At 39.3% G+C, this 15,650-nt stretch carries 15 protein-coding genes; 11 read left to right on the top strand and 4 right to left on the bottom strand.

Features of this window, described 5'->3' with window-relative positions:
* Nucleotides 1–123 precede the first annotated feature (123 nt).
* Together LG377_RS05525 and LG377_RS05530 are read left to right on the top strand one after the other, a co-directional pair.
* Nucleotides 124–1,074: a LacI family DNA-binding transcriptional regulator gene (locus tag LG377_RS05525; RefSeq protein WP_225743679.1), complete on the top strand. Its 951-nt coding sequence runs from the start codon at nt 124–126 to the stop codon at nt 1,072–1,074.
* A gap of 91 nt (nt 1,075–1,165) precedes the next feature.
* Nucleotides 1,166–1,624 carry a GNAT family N-acetyltransferase gene (locus tag LG377_RS05530; RefSeq protein WP_225743680.1) on the top strand — a complete coding sequence of 153 codons (459 nt, stop codon included), beginning with the start codon at nt 1,166–1,168 and terminating at the stop codon, nt 1,622–1,624.
* A gap of 268 nt (nt 1,625–1,892) precedes the next feature.
* Here the strand turns inward: LG377_RS05530 and LG377_RS05535 are convergent, their stop codons facing one another.
* Nucleotides 1,893–3,131 (bottom strand): aminopeptidase, encoded by a 1,239-nt coding sequence (locus LG377_RS05535; RefSeq protein WP_225743681.1) that lies wholly within the window; start codon nt 3,129–3,131, stop codon nt 1,893–1,895.
* A gap of 363 nt (nt 3,132–3,494) precedes the next feature.
* Between LG377_RS05535 and LG377_RS05540 the strand changes: the two genes are divergently transcribed.
* From LG377_RS05540 to LG377_RS05560, 5 genes are all read left to right on the top strand, one after another.
* Nucleotides 3,495–4,043, top strand: coding sequence for a TetR/AcrR family transcriptional regulator (locus LG377_RS05540; RefSeq protein WP_225743682.1), 549 nt, complete (start codon nt 3,495–3,497; stop codon nt 4,041–4,043).
* Nucleotides 4,044–4,208: 165 nt separating this feature from the next.
* Nucleotides 4,209–5,240 carry an NADH:flavin oxidoreductase/NADH oxidase gene (locus tag LG377_RS05545; RefSeq protein ID WP_225743683.1) on the top strand — a complete coding sequence of 344 codons (1,032 nt, stop codon included), beginning with the start codon at nt 4,209–4,211 and terminating at the stop codon, nt 5,238–5,240.
* Between the two features lie 32 nt (nt 5,241–5,272).
* Entirely contained in the window at nt 5,273–6,241 is a 969-nt protein-coding gene (locus LG377_RS05550) for a glycosyltransferase family 2 protein (RefSeq protein ID WP_225743684.1), read from the top strand.
* Nucleotides 6,222–6,644, top strand: a complete 423-nt coding sequence (locus LG377_RS05555; RefSeq protein WP_225743685.1) for a GtrA family protein — start codon at nt 6,222–6,224, stop codon at nt 6,642–6,644. Before LG377_RS05550 ends, LG377_RS05555 begins: the two co-directional genes overlap by 20 nt.
* A 1-nt stretch (nt 6,645) precedes the next feature.
* A complete protein-coding gene (locus LG377_RS05560) occupies nt 6,646–9,366 on the top strand; it encodes a YfhO family protein (protein WP_225743686.1) in 2,721 nt (906 codons plus the stop codon).
* Nucleotides 9,367–9,418: 52 nt separating this feature from the next.
* Here the strand turns inward: LG377_RS05560 and LG377_RS05565 are convergent, their stop codons facing one another.
* The 3 genes from LG377_RS05565 to LG377_RS05575 all read right to left on the bottom strand — a co-directional run bounded on the left by LG377_RS05565 (nt 9,419) and on the right by LG377_RS05575 (nt 11,950).
* Nucleotides 9,419–10,264 carry an aldo/keto reductase gene (locus tag LG377_RS05565; protein ID WP_225743687.1) on the bottom strand — a complete coding sequence of 282 codons (846 nt, stop codon included), beginning with the start codon at nt 10,262–10,264 and terminating at the stop codon, nt 9,419–9,421.
* A 150-nt stretch (nt 10,265–10,414) separates the two neighbouring features.
* Nucleotides 10,415–10,873, bottom strand: coding sequence for a flavodoxin (locus tag LG377_RS05570; protein ID WP_225743688.1), 459 nt, complete (start codon nt 10,871–10,873; stop codon nt 10,415–10,417).
* A gap of 141 nt (nt 10,874–11,014) precedes the next feature.
* Nucleotides 11,015–11,950: an NADP-dependent oxidoreductase gene (locus LG377_RS05575; protein ID WP_225743689.1), complete on the bottom strand. Its 936-nt coding sequence runs from the start codon at nt 11,948–11,950 to the stop codon at nt 11,015–11,017.
* A 246-nt stretch (nt 11,951–12,196) separates the two neighbouring features.
* Here LG377_RS05575 and LG377_RS05580 point away from each other — a divergent pair, with 246 nt between their 5' ends.
* The 4 genes from LG377_RS05580 to LG377_RS05595 all read left to right on the top strand — a co-directional run bounded on the left by LG377_RS05580 (nt 12,197) and on the right by LG377_RS05595 (nt 15,579).
* Nucleotides 12,197–12,802, top strand: a complete 606-nt coding sequence (locus LG377_RS05580; RefSeq protein WP_225743690.1) for a hypothetical protein — start codon at nt 12,197–12,199, stop codon at nt 12,800–12,802.
* A 160-nt stretch (nt 12,803–12,962) separates the two neighbouring features.
* Nucleotides 12,963–13,718: a type I methionyl aminopeptidase gene (map, locus tag LG377_RS05585; RefSeq protein ID WP_225743691.1), complete on the top strand. Its 756-nt coding sequence runs from the start codon at nt 12,963–12,965 to the stop codon at nt 13,716–13,718.
* A 183-nt stretch (nt 13,719–13,901) separates the two neighbouring features.
* On the top strand, nt 13,902–14,978 hold the full coding sequence (locus LG377_RS05590; protein WP_225743692.1) for an acyltransferase: 1,077 nt from the start codon (nt 13,902–13,904) through the stop codon (nt 14,976–14,978).
* Nucleotides 14,979–15,036: 58 nt separating this feature from the next.
* Nucleotides 15,037–15,579 carry a metal-dependent hydrolase gene (locus tag LG377_RS05595; RefSeq protein WP_225743693.1) on the top strand — a complete coding sequence of 181 codons (543 nt, stop codon included), beginning with the start codon at nt 15,037–15,039 and terminating at the stop codon, nt 15,577–15,579.
* Nucleotides 15,580–15,650: the final 71 nt, after the last annotated feature.

Raw genomic sequence — 15,650 nt, forward strand, 5'->3', positions numbered from 1 at the left:
TATTCTAATAAAACAAGCGGATACATGGTAAATTGTATATAATGAATAGACATGCCTCTTTATAAAAAGAGGTAACCGTTCTGAATCAGTTGTACCCATTCGTACTAGTAAGGAGGTTGGAATATGACAGGGATAAAAGAAATTGCCAAAAGAGCGAATGTTTCAATTTCAACCGTTTCTTACGCGTTGAATAATAGCCCAAGAGTCAGCGAAAAAACTAAACAGCGAATTTTAACGATTGCTAAAGAAATGAACTATATTCCTAATCGTGCAGGTCAAAATCTACGTAGAAAGCAGACGGAAATTATTGGTGTCCATCTTTCAAGCTATAGCGGAAGTTTTTACGGAGAATTACTAGATGGTATCCAACACATGGCAAAAGAGCTTGGCTTTGATATTATCGCCTGTTCTGGCGAGAAGTCACGATTATTTCTGCCTCAAGGAATGATTGACGGCATCATCGTGCTCGATCAGTTTTATCCCGACGAGCAACTACTTGAATATGCGGAAAGCGGCCACGAGATTGTTGTGCTAGACAGACAACTGGAACATGATCATATTCGTAACGTTTTATTGGATAACAAAGAAGGCATCAAACAAGCTGTTCAGTCACTGGCAGCTTCACCAGTAGAAACCATTGATATCATCAACGGTCCTCAAGGAAACTTTGATAGCTACGAACGTCTAGAAACAGCTACTCAGGAAATTAGCAAACTGGGCAAGAAATTCCGAATCTACAAAGGCTGGTTCACAGAAGAATCTGGATATGTCGCTGCACGAGAAATTGCCAGAGAAGTGCAACCCGGATCACCGGTTGAAATTCTCGCGCTGAACGACGAAATGGGTATCGGAGCCTATAATTATTTTAAAAAGACGGACTATTTCAAACAAACCCAAATTAATATTACTGGTTTTGATGATTTAATGGTCAGTCGATATCTTGATCCCCGAATGAATAGTGTCTCTTATTCCAAAAGAGAATGGGGAGCCGTTAGTATGAATACTCTTTATAAAATGCTGAACGGTCAAGAAAGCAAAGACAGCTTAATTTCTACTAAATTTCTTTACCGTTAACATAAACTAATTAAAACAAAGTAAGGCATTGCTGAAGCGATGCCTTATTTGTGTTATCCTTTCAAAAAAGGCCTTAAAAGGAGCAGTAAATATGGAAGAGTTGACCATCAGGACAATCACCGACGAAAACTGGCGCGCAATCATCGAACTCAAAGTAGAGTCCAATCAATCCAGCTTCATCAGTCCAAATGCCGAGTCCATGCTCGAAGCATTTTACGAGACTCGTTTTAACTGGACAATTTATGGCCTATATGCCGAAAATCTACCGGTCGGCTTCGCTATGATCGGCGCCTACAATGAGGAGCATCAGTATATCTGGCTCGACCGTTTTATGATCGACGCCCAATCCCAAAGCAAAGGCTACGGTAAAATGTTTCTCGAAAAATTGATTGCCTTCATTAGACAGAACTGGTCCGTCAAAGATATCGTGCTGAGCATCAACGAGCATAATCTAGCGGCCAAGCGCTTATATGAATCTTTCAACTTTAAAGAAACTGGCCGAATCGACGAAGAAAACGGCGAACAAATCATGGTCTTAAGCGAAAGATAGTGAGTCTACGCAAGCAGATAACAGAAGAGACCAGCGGAAGCTGATCTGCGATCAGAAAAGACATTATGATAGTCCCTCTCGCAAGGTGGTCAAGTCTCGAGAGGGAATGAAACAGCGAGATAGTCCCTCTCGTAAGGCGGTCAGGTGACGAGAGGGACTATAATACGCAGATACCAAGCTAGTTTCCAAAATAGGCTGGCTCAAAAAAATTCAAAAAAATAAGGTGCTTCCCGCAAAGGGGAGCACCTTATTAAAATAGTCTAGTAAATTAAGCCCATGTACCTTTACGGAATACTGGAACGCGCGTACCGTCTTCACGGATACCATCAATATCCATTTCATTTGAACCAACCATGAAGTCAACATGGACATCAGAACGGTTCAAACCAGCAGCTTTCAAGTCTTCTTCAGACATTTCAGTTCCGCCTTTAAGATTGAATGCGTAAGCAGAACCCAAAGCGAAGTGATTAGAAGCATTCTCATCAAATAGTGTATTGAAGAATGTCAGACCAGATTGTGAGATAGGAGATTCGTCTGGAACAAGTGCAACTTCACCTAAACGAGCAGATCCTTCATCAGTTTCAACAAGTTGTTGGATCACATCTTCGCCTTTTTCAGCAGTCACTTTAACGACTTTACCATTTTTGAAGTGGAATTCCATTCCTTCGATAATATTTCCTGCATAACTTAACGGTTTAGTGGAAACAACCACACCATCTACACGATTCGCATCAGGGGCAGTGAAGACTTCTTCAGTCGGCATATTTGCCATGAAGCGTTCGCCACGTACGTTAAAGCTTCCAGCGCCTTCCCATAAATGACCATCAGGTAATCCAACCGTTAAGTCAGTTCCAGGGCCTGTGTAGTGTAAAGCAACGAATTGCTCTTTATTTAATTCTTCCGCTTTCGCTTCAAGCGTTTTATCTTTTGTTTCCCAAGTTGCAATTGGATTTTCGTCATATAGGTGAACAGCCTTGAAAATGGCATCCCATAAAGCATCTAATTGATCTTCAGTTGAATTTAAATCAGGGAATACTTTTGCTGCCCATTTTTCACCAGCAGCCGCAGCGACTAACCAGCTGACTTTGTTGGACTGAGTCGCTTTTCTCATTGCAGATAAAGCACGACCAGCAGCCGTTTGATAAGCAGCAATCTTAGAGCTGTCTAGTCCTTGTAAAGAATCTGGATCAGAAGAACGAAGGCTGATGCGACTAGCGCCTTTTTCGATATGATCTAAACTTTCATCAACTTTATATTGCGGAATATCCGTCAAGACTTCTTGAGAAGCATGTTCAAAAGTTGAACGACTAACGATATCATCCGTCCATTTAACGATCACTTCTTTAGCACCTTTTTGATAAGCAGCTTCAGTCACCAAACGTGCAAGCGGTGCTTGGTCAACATCAACGCTTAATACTACTGTGTGACTTTCTTGTACGTTAACACCAGTCGTCACGATTAGGTCAGCGTATTTGTTCAATAAATTGTCAAAATTTTCTAAGGTCATTATGATTCCTCCTAAAATGTTAAAATGCTCACTTAATATAATATCATACAATCGACGTTATCGCGAGAAAGGGGTAATGATAACGATTCTTACGTAAGAATTAGGGTATACTTAGCATCGAATTGTAAAATTTTGCTATTATCTAACTATCTGATATTGGTAGTATAATAACATTAGACTTACTCTTAATTAATAACAAACGTTATAAAAATGCTGAAATAACGGTGTTTTAATAACTTTTGTTTTTTAGTATACTAGATTGTGCAGTATAAATTAACTTTTAAATACATGTTAATCGTGTTATACTTATGTGGTTATGTAGCTAAGTAAGGTAGAAAAAAATTTTTGAGGGAGTCAAAGAAGGTGCCAAGACAAAGAACGATATTGAGAGAAAACATACTGGATGCTTCTATGGAACTCTTACGATCGAGCGGTTTTAGTCAGTTTACAGCAAGACAAATTGCGATTAAAATGAACTCGTCAACGCAGCCGATATATAAAGAGTTTAAAAATATGGATGACTTGAAAGTAGGCTTACTAGAGTATATAAAACAGTATCTTTCTGAAACTGTGTTCAATAGTGATCATACTACTGATTCACTTGAAGAAGTTTGTAAAAATTATATACTATTTGCCAAAAAAGAACCGACACTCTTTTCAGCAATTTATATGGATAGAGAGCTGGAAGTCGTCCAGCTTCACAACTACTCTTATGAAATGATTGAAAAGATTTTGAAAGAAACGAATTCAGATTATAATGAGAAAAATATTCTTCCGTTTCTAAATATTCTTTGGCCTAGTATACTAGGGGTAGCTATGCTAGTAGCACAAGGAAAAATACAATATGATCAAAATCAGATCAATCAGAAAGTTAAGGATATTCTAAATACCAGCTTAACTTTATTAGCCTAATCACTTAAAAAAAGAAGACAGTCCGTTATTTCGGAATGTCTTCTTTTTTGTATTCGTTGAGGTTAAATGATGATTTGATGAAGACGTGATGATATGCTAACACTTCTGATCGTGAACATGATAAAATAGGTCACGATTGAATTTTTTAACATAGGAGTGTAAAAAATGGCTAAATTATTCGAACCGATTCAACTGAATCGTTTAACTCTTAAAAATAGAATTGTTATGGCCCCCATGTGCATGTATGCCGTACATAATGAAGATGGAGAATTGACCAACTTTCACAACGCGCACTATGCCAGCCGTGCAATCGGTGGGGTCGGACTGATTTTTCTTGAAGCAGCGGCCGTTTCTGAAGAAGGACGTATCACAAACCAAGATCTTGGAATCTATAATGACAAACAAACAGTGAAACTAACGAAATTAGTCAACACGATCCATGAACTCGGTAGTAAAGTTGGTATCCAAATTGCCCACGCAGGAAGAAAAGCAGAAGATGCACCAAATTCTGTAACACCAAGCGCAATAGCATACAGTGATGCTTACCGGACACCGGATGAACTCAGTGAAATCGGAATCGAAAAAGTCATCTCTGATTTTAAAGCTGCCGCAAAACGTGCTGAAACAGCAGGCTTTGACGCCATTCAGATCCACGCAGCTCACGGCTATCTAATTAATCAATTCCTGTCTCCACTAACAAACAAACGAACCGATGCTTACGGCGCTCAGTCACTCGAGAATCGATTCAGAATACTAAAAGAAATCATAGAACAGACCAAGACCGTTTATACTGGAAATATCTGGGTACGATTCTCTGCAACAGACTATGATGCAGATAGTACAACACTTGAAGAATATGACCAGATCAATCAATGGTTAAAGGAACTGGAAGTAGATGTTGTCGATGTATCGACCGGCGGACTGCTACCTAGAAAACCGGATGCCATTTATCCTGGTTATCAGACAAAATATGCGCGTCATTTCAAGGAACACTCAGATCTTTTGATTTCAACAGTGGGTAAACTAGGTGATCCAGAATTAGCAAACTATGTACTGGAATCTGGTCAAGCGGACTTAGTCTCATTAGGTAGACCATTACTCAGAAATCCAAACTGGGCAGCAGCTGCTGCAAAAGCTCTGCATGAGCAACACTTCGAACCTTTTAATCCTTCATATGGAAGAGGATTTGACGAATAAATAAAATGGTAAAACAGAATCGAGGAAACAACATGAAAACATTGTCCGTCATTATTCCTGCCTACAACGAGGAAGAAGTACTTCCCCAGCTGATTGAAAGACTCAATGAAGTCAGTGAAAAATTAGATCGCTATGCGTTTGAATTTCTGTTCGTGAACGACGGAAGTACCGATAAGACGTTAACTTTATTAAAAGAACTGAACAAACAAGATCCACGCATGAAGTATGTTGATCTATCAAGAAACTTTGGTAAAGAAACGGCTATGCTGGCCGGATTTGATTATGCAACTGGAGACGGCATCGTGATTTTGGACGCAGATCTCCAGCACCCACCTGAAATCATGGAAGAAATGATCTATTGGTGGGAACAAGGATACGAAGATATCTATGCTGTTAGAAAGAAACGAGAAGGCGAGTCCTTCTTAAAGGAATGGACATCGAAAACCTATTACAAAGTCGTTCAAAAAATGACGCCGGAAAAAGTGATTCCGCAAGCAGGAGACTTTCGTTTGCTTGATAAGAAATGTATCGTAGCCTTGAGACAACTAAGAGAACAAGAACGCTATACTAAAGGAATGTATGGCTGGATTGGTTTCAAGAAAAAAGAGATTGCTTATTTTGCTGAAGAACGTGCAGCTGGAAAAACAAAATGGAACTACAGCAACCTTTTCAAACTAGCAATTGATGGAATCACGTCTTATAGTACAGTGCCATTAAAAATGTGGTCATACATTGGCTTTGTGATTTCAGTATTTGCCTTTGTGTTTCTAGCAGTTGAAATTGTTAAAACAATTATATACGGTACAAACGTCGCCGGATATCCGACACTTTTAGCCGCGATTCTATTTTTAGGTGGAATTCAACTCATTTCTTTAGGAGTAATTGGAGAATACCTTGGAAGAGTCTTTGTGGAAACAAAAGGAAGACCGCCTTACTTTATTAGAGAATCGTCCGAGGAAGATGTAGAAAAGGAAGAACAAGATGATAAACCAAGTGCATGAGCTTTATAAAAAATACGAAGAAGTGATTAGCTACCTGTTTTTCGGCGTACTCGCAACAATTGTGAACATCGCCGTATTTTACCTATTTGATACGGTTTTAGATGTACCGTATCTCTATGCGAATGCCATATCTATTGTTGCAGCCATTTTATTCGCATTCGTTACTAACAAGCTTTATGTCTTTAAATCACAATCAGCAAGCAAAGGAGAAGCCTTCAAGGAGTTCTACCTGTTCGTAGGATTCAGGCTGCTATCTGGAGTGTTTGACATGCTTAGCATGTTTATCCTTGTTGATTTCTTGACTATTAATACAAATGTTTCAAAAATAATCACACAATTTATCGTCGTTGTTGTCAACTACGTCTTCAGTAAGTGGTTTATTTTCAAACAGAAAGAAGGCTAAAATGATTGTAGTAAAACAGTCCTATAAAGAACAAATCACTAAGCATACGCTTTTAATCTACACGGTCTTGTTCATCGGAATGATGGCAACAGTTTTTGGCGCCTATTTTCTTTCAGCAGGAGCGTCTTTTATTTGGACGACAGATGGTTATACCCAACATTACTTATTATTTCATGATTATCTAGAAAAACTTAGAGCCCTCTTTAGTGGACAAGGATTTGCGATGTGGGACTGGACGATTGGCATGGGGGCCGATGTGATTCAGTCTTATGGATATTATGTGATCGGAGATCCGTTCGTCTATCTGGGCTTACTATTTCCAGAATCAATGACAGAGTTTGCCTATCATGCACTGATTTTTTTAAGGATTTGGAGTATTGGTGCGGTATTTTTACTCTACGCTCGAAAAATGCAGTTCTCGCATCAGGCTGGGCTTGTAGGAGCCATTCTCTATGCATTCGCCAATTACGGCATTTTTAGTATGTCGAGGCATCCGTTCTTTGTATTACCGCTAATCTGGTACGCTTTACTCTGTTTAGGGGTAGAGAAGATTCTTAAAAAAGAATTTAGTGCAGTTTTTACCCTTGCTGTTACGCTTAGTGCAGTGAGTAATTTCTATTTCTTCTATAAATTGACGATTCTGATTCTATTATATGCAGTGGTTCGCTACTTTATGATCTATAAGGCAACACAAGCATTCTGGAAAGCTTTCTTGAGAACGACCATTGCTTATATTATTGGGTTGATGATTGCTGCGGTCGTTTTTATTCCGATCGTTTACGGATTTTTGAACTCTTCAAGAAGTCCTGGTGGAATAGAAATCAATTGGTTTATCTATCCACTAGAGTACTATCTTGCACTATTCAAACATGCTATTTCACCAGGAAGCTATTTCTGGACAATTGGTGGATTTTCATTACTTTCATTTGTAGCACTAGTTTCAGTCAAGAAAAATGCAGGATTCAGTGCTATTAAAATCATTTTGACCGTACTCACTGTGTTTTTACTGTTCCCGTTTTTTGGATCATTTATGAACGGCCTATCCGGTCCGTATAATCGCTTTTCATTCGTCTTTGCTTTTTTTATGGCTCTAGCAGGAGCCTATCTAATGGATCAAAATGGACGATTCGCGCCGAATGCAAAAATGAAATCCGCTTTGCTTTTAGCAAGTTATACCTTACTATCTCTATTGGCTTTTGTGTTTCCAGAAGTATTGACTAGCTATATGCTTGTGCCAGTCTTAATTGGCTGGACATTCTGGTGGGTCATGTTTTCAGCAAAAGTCACTGACAATGTAACAAGGAATCGAATAATTCTAAGTCTGGTCGTTTTGAATATGGGGCTGAATACCGCGGCTTATTACTATCCTTTTGGTGGGAATATGATCTCTAATGTACTAGACTATGGGACGGTCGATGATCTCTATGAGCAAGCTTTGGGTGGCTTAGAGCAATCAGAGTCATCAGATCTAACGAATCGTGACGGAGAGGTTAACCGAGTCGGTGTGACCTATGCGGACGATCAAATTAAAAATCAATTGATTTATTTGAACACGATGGGGTTGAATGCTTACCTCTCTATTTCAAATGGGCGCGTGTCTGAGTTTGCAAGAGCAATGGAAATCAGTACGTATCAAACCATTCAACCGCTTAGAAACGGTGTAGATGACCGAACAGAGTTGAATCAGTTTCTAGGTGTTCAATCTATTATCACTTCAACCGAAAATGAACCTTTACTACCTTATGGATATGAGGTAACTGAAACGAATTCAGATGAAACCTTTATTAAAGCGGAGACGGCAAATGCTTACCCATTTGCTTATGCAGTTGATCAAGGCATTACAGAGTCTGAGTTAATGAAAAGAAATGCACTCGAAAGAGAAGCTTTACTCTTAAAAGGTGTGATCTTAGAAGATGCAGCATTCAAAAAAGCGCAATTAATGCCAATGGATACTGAACCAGTCACAGAAGAACTGGCTTATAACTTAACGGTATCTGAAGAAACACCTGTGAAGTTAGAAAATCAGCGTTATACAACGCAAGGAAAAGGAATCAATCTAACCTTGACCGTTGAAAGACCAGAATTAATGAATAACGCAGAACTCTATGTCAGACTTAATGGATTGAAGTATCATCCTCTAGATGAATCGCCTCTATTAAGGCAACAAACCAATTATAGAGTGAATGCATCAAATGGAAAGTCAGAAAAGAGTGTGTATCAAGCGGATCGCTTAAGTTTCAGTTCTTATTTTCATAGAGAATCGATGCTGATTAATTTGGGATATGCAGAAGAAAGAACGGACAATCAAGTTCAGATCCAGTTCAATCGACCTGGAGAATACGAAATCGATAATATTGCTCTATATGCTAAACCGATTGATGGCGAGCAGCTTAATCAAGAATCGACTGACCGAAAGGAACGCGCGATGGAGATCTCTACCTTTGAGCAGGGTCGAGTAGAAGGAACGATTAATAGTTCTGGTTCTGAAATGTTGGTCACAACCACTCCTTATTCAACAGGCTGGCAAGCAACAATCAATGGAGAAGCAGTAGATCCAGTAAAAGTCAATTTAGGCTTCGTCGGACTGCCGTTGGTTGAAGGGGAGAACGCAGTAACCTTAACGTATCAGACTCCTTTCCTTAAGCTAGGTGCAGTCCTATCAATTCTAGGATTACTATTACTAGGAGCCAATCAATTATTTTACAAAAGAAAACAACATTAAAAAAGGAGCATTCTGAGTAAAATCAGAATGCTCCTTTTAAGGTTCAGTTAAATTAGAATGAGACGTTATCTGGATCTGGTGCTTCTCCAGCAGTTCCTTTAAGTCCATCGATTGTTTTCATGTCAGCATCTTCGATTTCAAAATCAAAGATATTCGCATTTTCATGAATGCGTTCTTCGTGTACAGATTTCGGAAGTGGAAGGAATCCGTGTTGTAAACTCCATTTCAAGACTAACTGAGCAATAGACTTGTCGTATTTTTCAGCTAGTTCTTTCAATTCGTCTACTTCAAAGATTTTACCTGTTCCGAGTGGGCTGTAAGCTTCAGAAACAATATTATGAGCTTGGTTGTATTTCACAATTTCTTCTTGCATAGCACTTGGGTTCAGTAAAATCTGGTTTAGAGTAGGTTCGATTTTAGCTGTTTCCATCAAAGCATCGATATGGTGAGGGTGGAAGTTAGAAACACCTAATGCGCGGATTTTTCCGGCTTCAACAGCTTCTTCCATTGCACGCCAGCTTTGGGCGTTCGCTTCTTTCCAGTTGTCTCTGAATTTTTTTGGATTAGGCCAGTGAATGATATACAGGTCAATATAGTTTGTATCCAATTTATCAAGAGAGGCTTGAATGGCTTGTTTCGCTTCTTCATATCCGTGATCATTGTTTCCTAATTTAGTAGTGACAAAAATATCTTCACGATTTAAGCCGCTTTTTTTAAGGCCGCGACCAACGCCTGCCTCATTTTTATAAGCAGAGGCTGTATCGATATGGCGATATCCAGCTTCTAGTGCCCAGATAACAGACTGTTCAGCATCTTCTTCGGAAGATTGCCAAGTACCAAAACCAATCACGGGAATTTCTACACCATTTTTTAATTTATACGTATCTATTAATGACATTTCACATTCCTCTTTCCTATCTATTAATAAGTAAAAGTATACATCAAGAAAGTCAGGAGCGCGAGTGATTGAAACTCAGATAATGGATGAATTAAAAAAAGCATCGATCAAACCTGTTGAGTACAGGTAATCGATGCGGATGATTCAGTATTAGGTTTGGCTGTTTTCATAAGATTCAAGGAGCCCTTTGGCGAAAGCTTCAAGCTTTTCTTTATCGGTTTCTTCTGGTTCTAGATCGACTTTTACACTATCAGCGCCTTTGACTGCACCGGTCTTTTCAAACTGGTCGTCGAAGTCATCTACGGACTGGCAGAATTTATCATAAAAGGTATCTCCTGAACCGAACGTTCCGTAGATTTTTCCGCTCAAATCTACCTCTTCGAGTTCTTCGTAGAAGTCTACGATTTCGTCAGGTAAATTGGCGTCTGTTCCGTACGTGTAAGTTCCAACGACTGTGATATCCACGTCTTCAAAGTCCTCAGGATCAGCTGAAAAACTTTCGACAAGTTCAACTTCTGCTCCAAGTTCTTCAAAGGCCGCTTCGATGATTTCAGCACATTCCTCTGTATTTCCGGTTAGACTAGCGTAGACGATCATCACTTTAGGCATGTCAGTCCATCCTCTCTCTGTTCTTTCTCATTAAAACAGTATAGCAAAGAAAGGAGAGGGAAGAAAGTGATGGAATATAAGAATTGTTTCATCTATTTAAAAAGAAGAGGCCTACCCATTGGGAGACCTCTTCTAGATAGATTATTTGATGTTAATGACGATTTTACCTTTTGCATGATGCGTTTCACTCAAACGGTGTGCTTCTCTTAAACCTTCTTCAGTGAATGGAAATGTTTCACCAACAGTAGCTTTAAGTTTTCCGTTAGTCATCAGTTCGCCCAGTTTAGCTAGACGTTTACCATCTGGTTGTAAGAAGAAGTAGCCTGTTTTAATGCCTTTTTCTTCTGCAAGTTCTTTGTCCGGTTCGTCAGCGATAGAAATCAGTGAACCACCTTTTTTCAAGACATTGAAACTTTTCTTCTGAATGTCGCCACCCATAGTATCAAAAACGATGTCGTAGTCTGATAGAAGCGATTCGAAGTCTTCTTCTTTATAATTGATAAACGTATCGACGCCTAGTTCTTTCAAGTAAGCTTCGTTATCGCCACTAGCAGTAGAGGCAACAGTCGCACCGAATGATTTTGCAACTTGTATCGCTACACTACCAACGCCACCAGCACCTGCGTGGATCAAGACTTTATCGCCTTTTTTGATTTCAGCCATTTCGACTAAAGCAGTCCAAGCTGTTTCCCCAACTAATGGGATAGAAGCTGCTTCACCAAAAGAAACGTTTTTTGGCATGGGTGCAAGCAATTCTTTATCAATCGCAATATATTCTGCATACGTTCCGCGAGGGTTTGTTTCTGGTCTAGAAAAGATTTTGTCTCCAACAGCGAAATCTTGAACATTTGCGCCAACTTCTTTGATAATGCCTGCTGCGTCCCATCCTAAGATGATTGGGAACTCGAATGGCATCATGCTACTAAGGTAACCTTCACGCATTTTCCAGTCTACTGGGTTGATGGATGTCGCATGTAATTCAACAAGGACTTGATCTTCCGTGATTTCTGGTTTAGGTACATCTCTTTCGACTAATTGATCGGCTGAGCCGTATGATTCGATAACGATGGCTTTCATATATATTCCTTCTTTCATTTGGTTTAACTAATGATGGATGTAATCTTATACCATATATTTTAGTGAAAATACACAAATCATCAAGTAAAGGATATCTAACTAACCTAGTATACAAATTAAATTGTGCAAAATCAAATAATCGAACTTTCACACAAAGTTCACTCGCCAAAAGATAGAAAATGGTATGATAGACTGAAAGCGGATAACGATTTTATTAAACCTGTAGAAAAGGAAGATTGAAGAGCAATGGCAAAGACACAAGTGAAGGAAATTTTACAATCGAACGATACAAAAAAAGAAAAGTTTGATTATCTATGGGAATATTATAAATGGCATGTTATCGGGACAATCGCAGCGATTTTGTTTGTGATTTATATAATTGTGCAAATGCTGACTCGACCACAAGTTTCTTTTAACATTGGGGTATTAGGACCTGAAACAACCTCCGAACAAGAACAAGCACTGAGTTCAGATTTGAAACAGTTAATGGATCCAGAAGATGTAGAAGGCGATATGTTCGTAACTGTGACGCCTGAAGGACAAATGGCAGAACGATTCTTTGCACAACTAACGGCCGCCGAATATGATTTAATCTTAATGTCAGAAGTGGCTTTTGAGAATTTTGCTTCTGATCAAAGTATGCAGGGAATAGACATTAACGGTATTGACGAAGGGGACCTACGATATGCTGAGAAAACTGAAAATGTGATTGGCATCTCTACCAATGCAGTGCCATTTTTCAATAATCATGATGCGACACAAGATATGATTGTGATGGTTCCACAAAATGCTCGGCATAAAGATCAGACCGTGCGCTTTTTTGAAGCACAAGGAATCGACTTATCTGAATAGCAATGACTGTTTAAAAAGCGAACACCACATTAAAGGGTGCTGATAAACAATTAAAAAATGTCTTTCTCCTGATAACCTTTAAAGATAAGGTTCCGAAATGAACAAATTTTCGGTATAATAGTTGGTGACTTTAAGTTTAGACAACAAGGGGACTGATTATGTGATTACATTAAAATCACCTAGAGAAATTGAAGCAATGGACCAGTCAGGTGCAGTGCTCGCTGATATCCATGAGAAGTTAAGATCTTTTATTAAACCAGGTATTACTGGTAAAGCCATCGACCAGTATGTAGAAAAAATGATTGAAGAACACGGCGCTTCAGCAGAACAAAAAGGTTTTGAAGGTTACGAGTACGCAACGTGTATCAGTGTGAATGATGAAATTTGTCATGGTTTTCCTAGAAATGAGAAACTGAAAAAAGGAGACCTGATCAAAGTAGATATGGTGATCAATTTAAACGGTGCCTTGTCAGATTCTTGCTGGAGCTATGCAGTAGGCGAAGCAACAGACGAAGTGAAACAGTTGATGGATGTGACGTTAAAAGCTCTTTATAAAGGCATCGAAGCTGCACAAGTGGGTAACCGTATCGGTGATATCGGTCATGCCATTCAGTCTTTTGTTGAACCAGAAGGATTCGCTGTGGTCCGTGAATTTGTTGGGCATGGCATTGGACCAACACTTCATGAAGGCCCAAGTATCCCGCACTTTGGAGAAGCGGGTAAAGGGATCCGTTTAAAAGAAGGTATGGTGATCACAATTGAACCAATGATCAATACCGGAACCTGGCAATCTAAAATGGACAGCAATGGCTGGACAGCACGTACGAAAGATGGTTCGCTAAGCTGTCAGTATGAACACACATTGGCTATTACAAAAGAAGGACCTAAAATTTTAACCAAGCAAAAAGGCGAATAAGAATATCCAATTAAATGAATCTGTAAAGTCTGGGAGTACGGGGAATCAACCGTGTTTGAAACGGTTAGCTTCTCATTGCTTCCAGATTTTTTAATGGCATCTTTTATCCAGCACTTATGAATACGTTCTACCTTAGATTTTCTGCTATGATATTTTTACAATAAAGTCGAGGGGAATCATCTTATGAAGCAAAGAGTCTGGTTTGCAGACGTTTTAAGAATTGTCGCCATCATCATGGTCATCTTGATCCATATTATCTCAAAAGATACCCACCGCTATGATTTGGGTACCTATCAATGGCAATTTATGAATCTATTAAATGGTATCAGCCGAATTTGTGTCCCATTACTCTTTATGGTTAGTGGTATGTTTTTTTTAGATCCGAAAAAAGAACTAGAACCTAAAACAATGTATACAAAATATATCTGGCGACTTGTTAGAGCCTTTTTATTCTGGTCCATCATCTACGTCTTTATGAGCCGATTCAGACAACCTGACCAGCCAATTGTAGACGAAGTCGACCGAACCATGCTAGAAATCGTACAAGGCTATTTCCACTTATGGTTCCTGTACCGCCTAACTGAGGTCTATATCATGACACCATTTCTCAGACCGCTCACAAGAGACAAACAACTCGCCCTGTATTTCCTACTCGTAAGCTTCGTCGTAGGGATTCTAATTCCAACCATCAACCAGTTTCCAGTGAGATCAACTGCGACCGTCGTCGACAATGGCTTGAATGTCGATATTACGCTTGGTTATGCAGGCTATTTTATGGCCGGATATGTGCTGAACCAAGTCCAATTGAAAAAGAATTGGCGCTACGGCATTTATCTGCTAGGCTTGGGCGGTTTTGCAGTTACGATCATTGGTACAGCCATTCGCTCCATGCAAGATGGTGTCATGTATTCTTTGTTTTATGAATACCTCACACCCAATGTGTTTTTTGCAGCGATCGCAACCTTTGTCTGGTTCAAGTATGCAATGGAGCCGATTGAATTATCAGACCGAGTGAAAAAGACCATCATCCATTTTTCTAAATATTCTTTTGGTATTTATTTGATTCATGTACTCGTCAGAGATTTAATTTGGGATAGAGGACTTAATACGACATTTGCGACACCCGTTTTGTCGATTCCCACCATGGTCATCTTTGTCGGTACTGTAAGCTATGTCTTAATATGGGTACTCATGCGAATCTGGAAAGTCATCACGACAAAGTGGCGAAAAGTAACGAACAACAAACTAGAAACACAATAACAAATATTCAATAAATCTTTACTGCATGATTTGTTTGAACCTGAAGGAGTAACTGTAAGTGAGATACAAAACGCACCTAGCAGCAACCTTCGCTGTTGCCCTACCCATCATGGATTCAGCGCAGGCGCTGACCTTGAGTGGCGTTGCGCTACTAGCGATAGGAACAGTCTTTCCAGATATTGACGAACCAAATTCTTATATTGGGCACCGCATGAAAGGTGTGAGTGGTGGCATCAACGGGTTATTTGGCCACCGTGGTCTGACGCATAGTCTGCTTGGATTAGTAGCCATCTCTTATCTATTCTACTTATTAGCTAGCTGGATATCTTTTCCAGTTGAACTGATTCAATGGTTCAGCTTTGGATATCTAGCGCATCTAGTTGAAGATTCATTTTCCAGAAAAGGTATTGCCTGGTTACAGCCCATATCTAAAAAAAGATTCCAGTCTGGGTTCAGAATCTTTTATTACTCAACAGGTGGACTAGTAGAACAAATAGTATTTTTTGCATCCATTTTGGCTATTTTGTATCACTTATCCCAGTTACAATTGAGTGATGTGTCCTTTACCTATTTAAACCGGTTAGTCCATCAATTTTTTTAAAAGACTTTCAAAGTCAGTGTTCCTTAAATGAGGCACCTGACTTTTTGTTTTATCTTAATAAAAAAGGAATA

This window comes from Marinilactibacillus sp. Marseille-P9653, from assembly GCF_916618885.1.
Lineage (GTDB): Bacteria > Bacillota > Bacilli > Lactobacillales > Carnobacteriaceae_A > Marinilactibacillus.

Excerpts from the sequence above, each read along its gene's own strand:
- LG377_RS05525 (WP_225743679.1), top strand. The coding sequence starts at position 124 with ATGACAGGGATAAAAGAAATTGCCAAAAGAGCGAATGTTTCAATTTCA.
- LG377_RS05530 (WP_225743680.1), top strand. The coding sequence starts at position 1,166 with ATGGAAGAGTTGACCATCAGGACAATCACCGACGAAAACTGGCGCGCA.
- LG377_RS05535 (WP_225743681.1), bottom strand. The coding sequence starts at position 3,131 with ATGACCTTAGAAAATTTTGACAATTTATTGAACAAATACGCTGACCTA.
- LG377_RS05545 (WP_225743683.1), top strand. The coding sequence starts at position 4,209 with ATGGCTAAATTATTCGAACCGATTCAACTGAATCGTTTAACTCTTAAA.
- LG377_RS05550 (WP_225743684.1), top strand. The coding sequence starts at position 5,273 with ATGAAAACATTGTCCGTCATTATTCCTGCCTACAACGAGGAAGAAGTA.
- LG377_RS05555 (WP_225743685.1), top strand. The coding sequence starts at position 6,222 with ATGATAAACCAAGTGCATGAGCTTTATAAAAAATACGAAGAAGTGATT.
- LG377_RS05560 (WP_225743686.1), top strand. The coding sequence starts at position 6,646 with ATGATTGTAGTAAAACAGTCCTATAAAGAACAAATCACTAAGCATACG.
- LG377_RS05565 (WP_225743687.1), bottom strand. The coding sequence starts at position 10,264 with ATGTCATTAATAGATACGTATAAATTAAAAAATGGTGTAGAAATTCCC.
- LG377_RS05570 (WP_225743688.1), bottom strand. The coding sequence starts at position 10,873 with ATGCCTAAAGTGATGATCGTCTACGCTAGTCTAACCGGAAATACAGAG.
- LG377_RS05575 (WP_225743689.1), bottom strand. The coding sequence starts at position 11,950 with ATGAAAGCCATCGTTATCGAATCATACGGCTCAGCCGATCAATTAGTC.
- LG377_RS05580 (WP_225743690.1), top strand. The coding sequence starts at position 12,197 with ATGGCAAAGACACAAGTGAAGGAAATTTTACAATCGAACGATACAAAA.
- LG377_RS05590 (WP_225743692.1), top strand. The coding sequence starts at position 13,902 with ATGAAGCAAAGAGTCTGGTTTGCAGACGTTTTAAGAATTGTCGCCATC.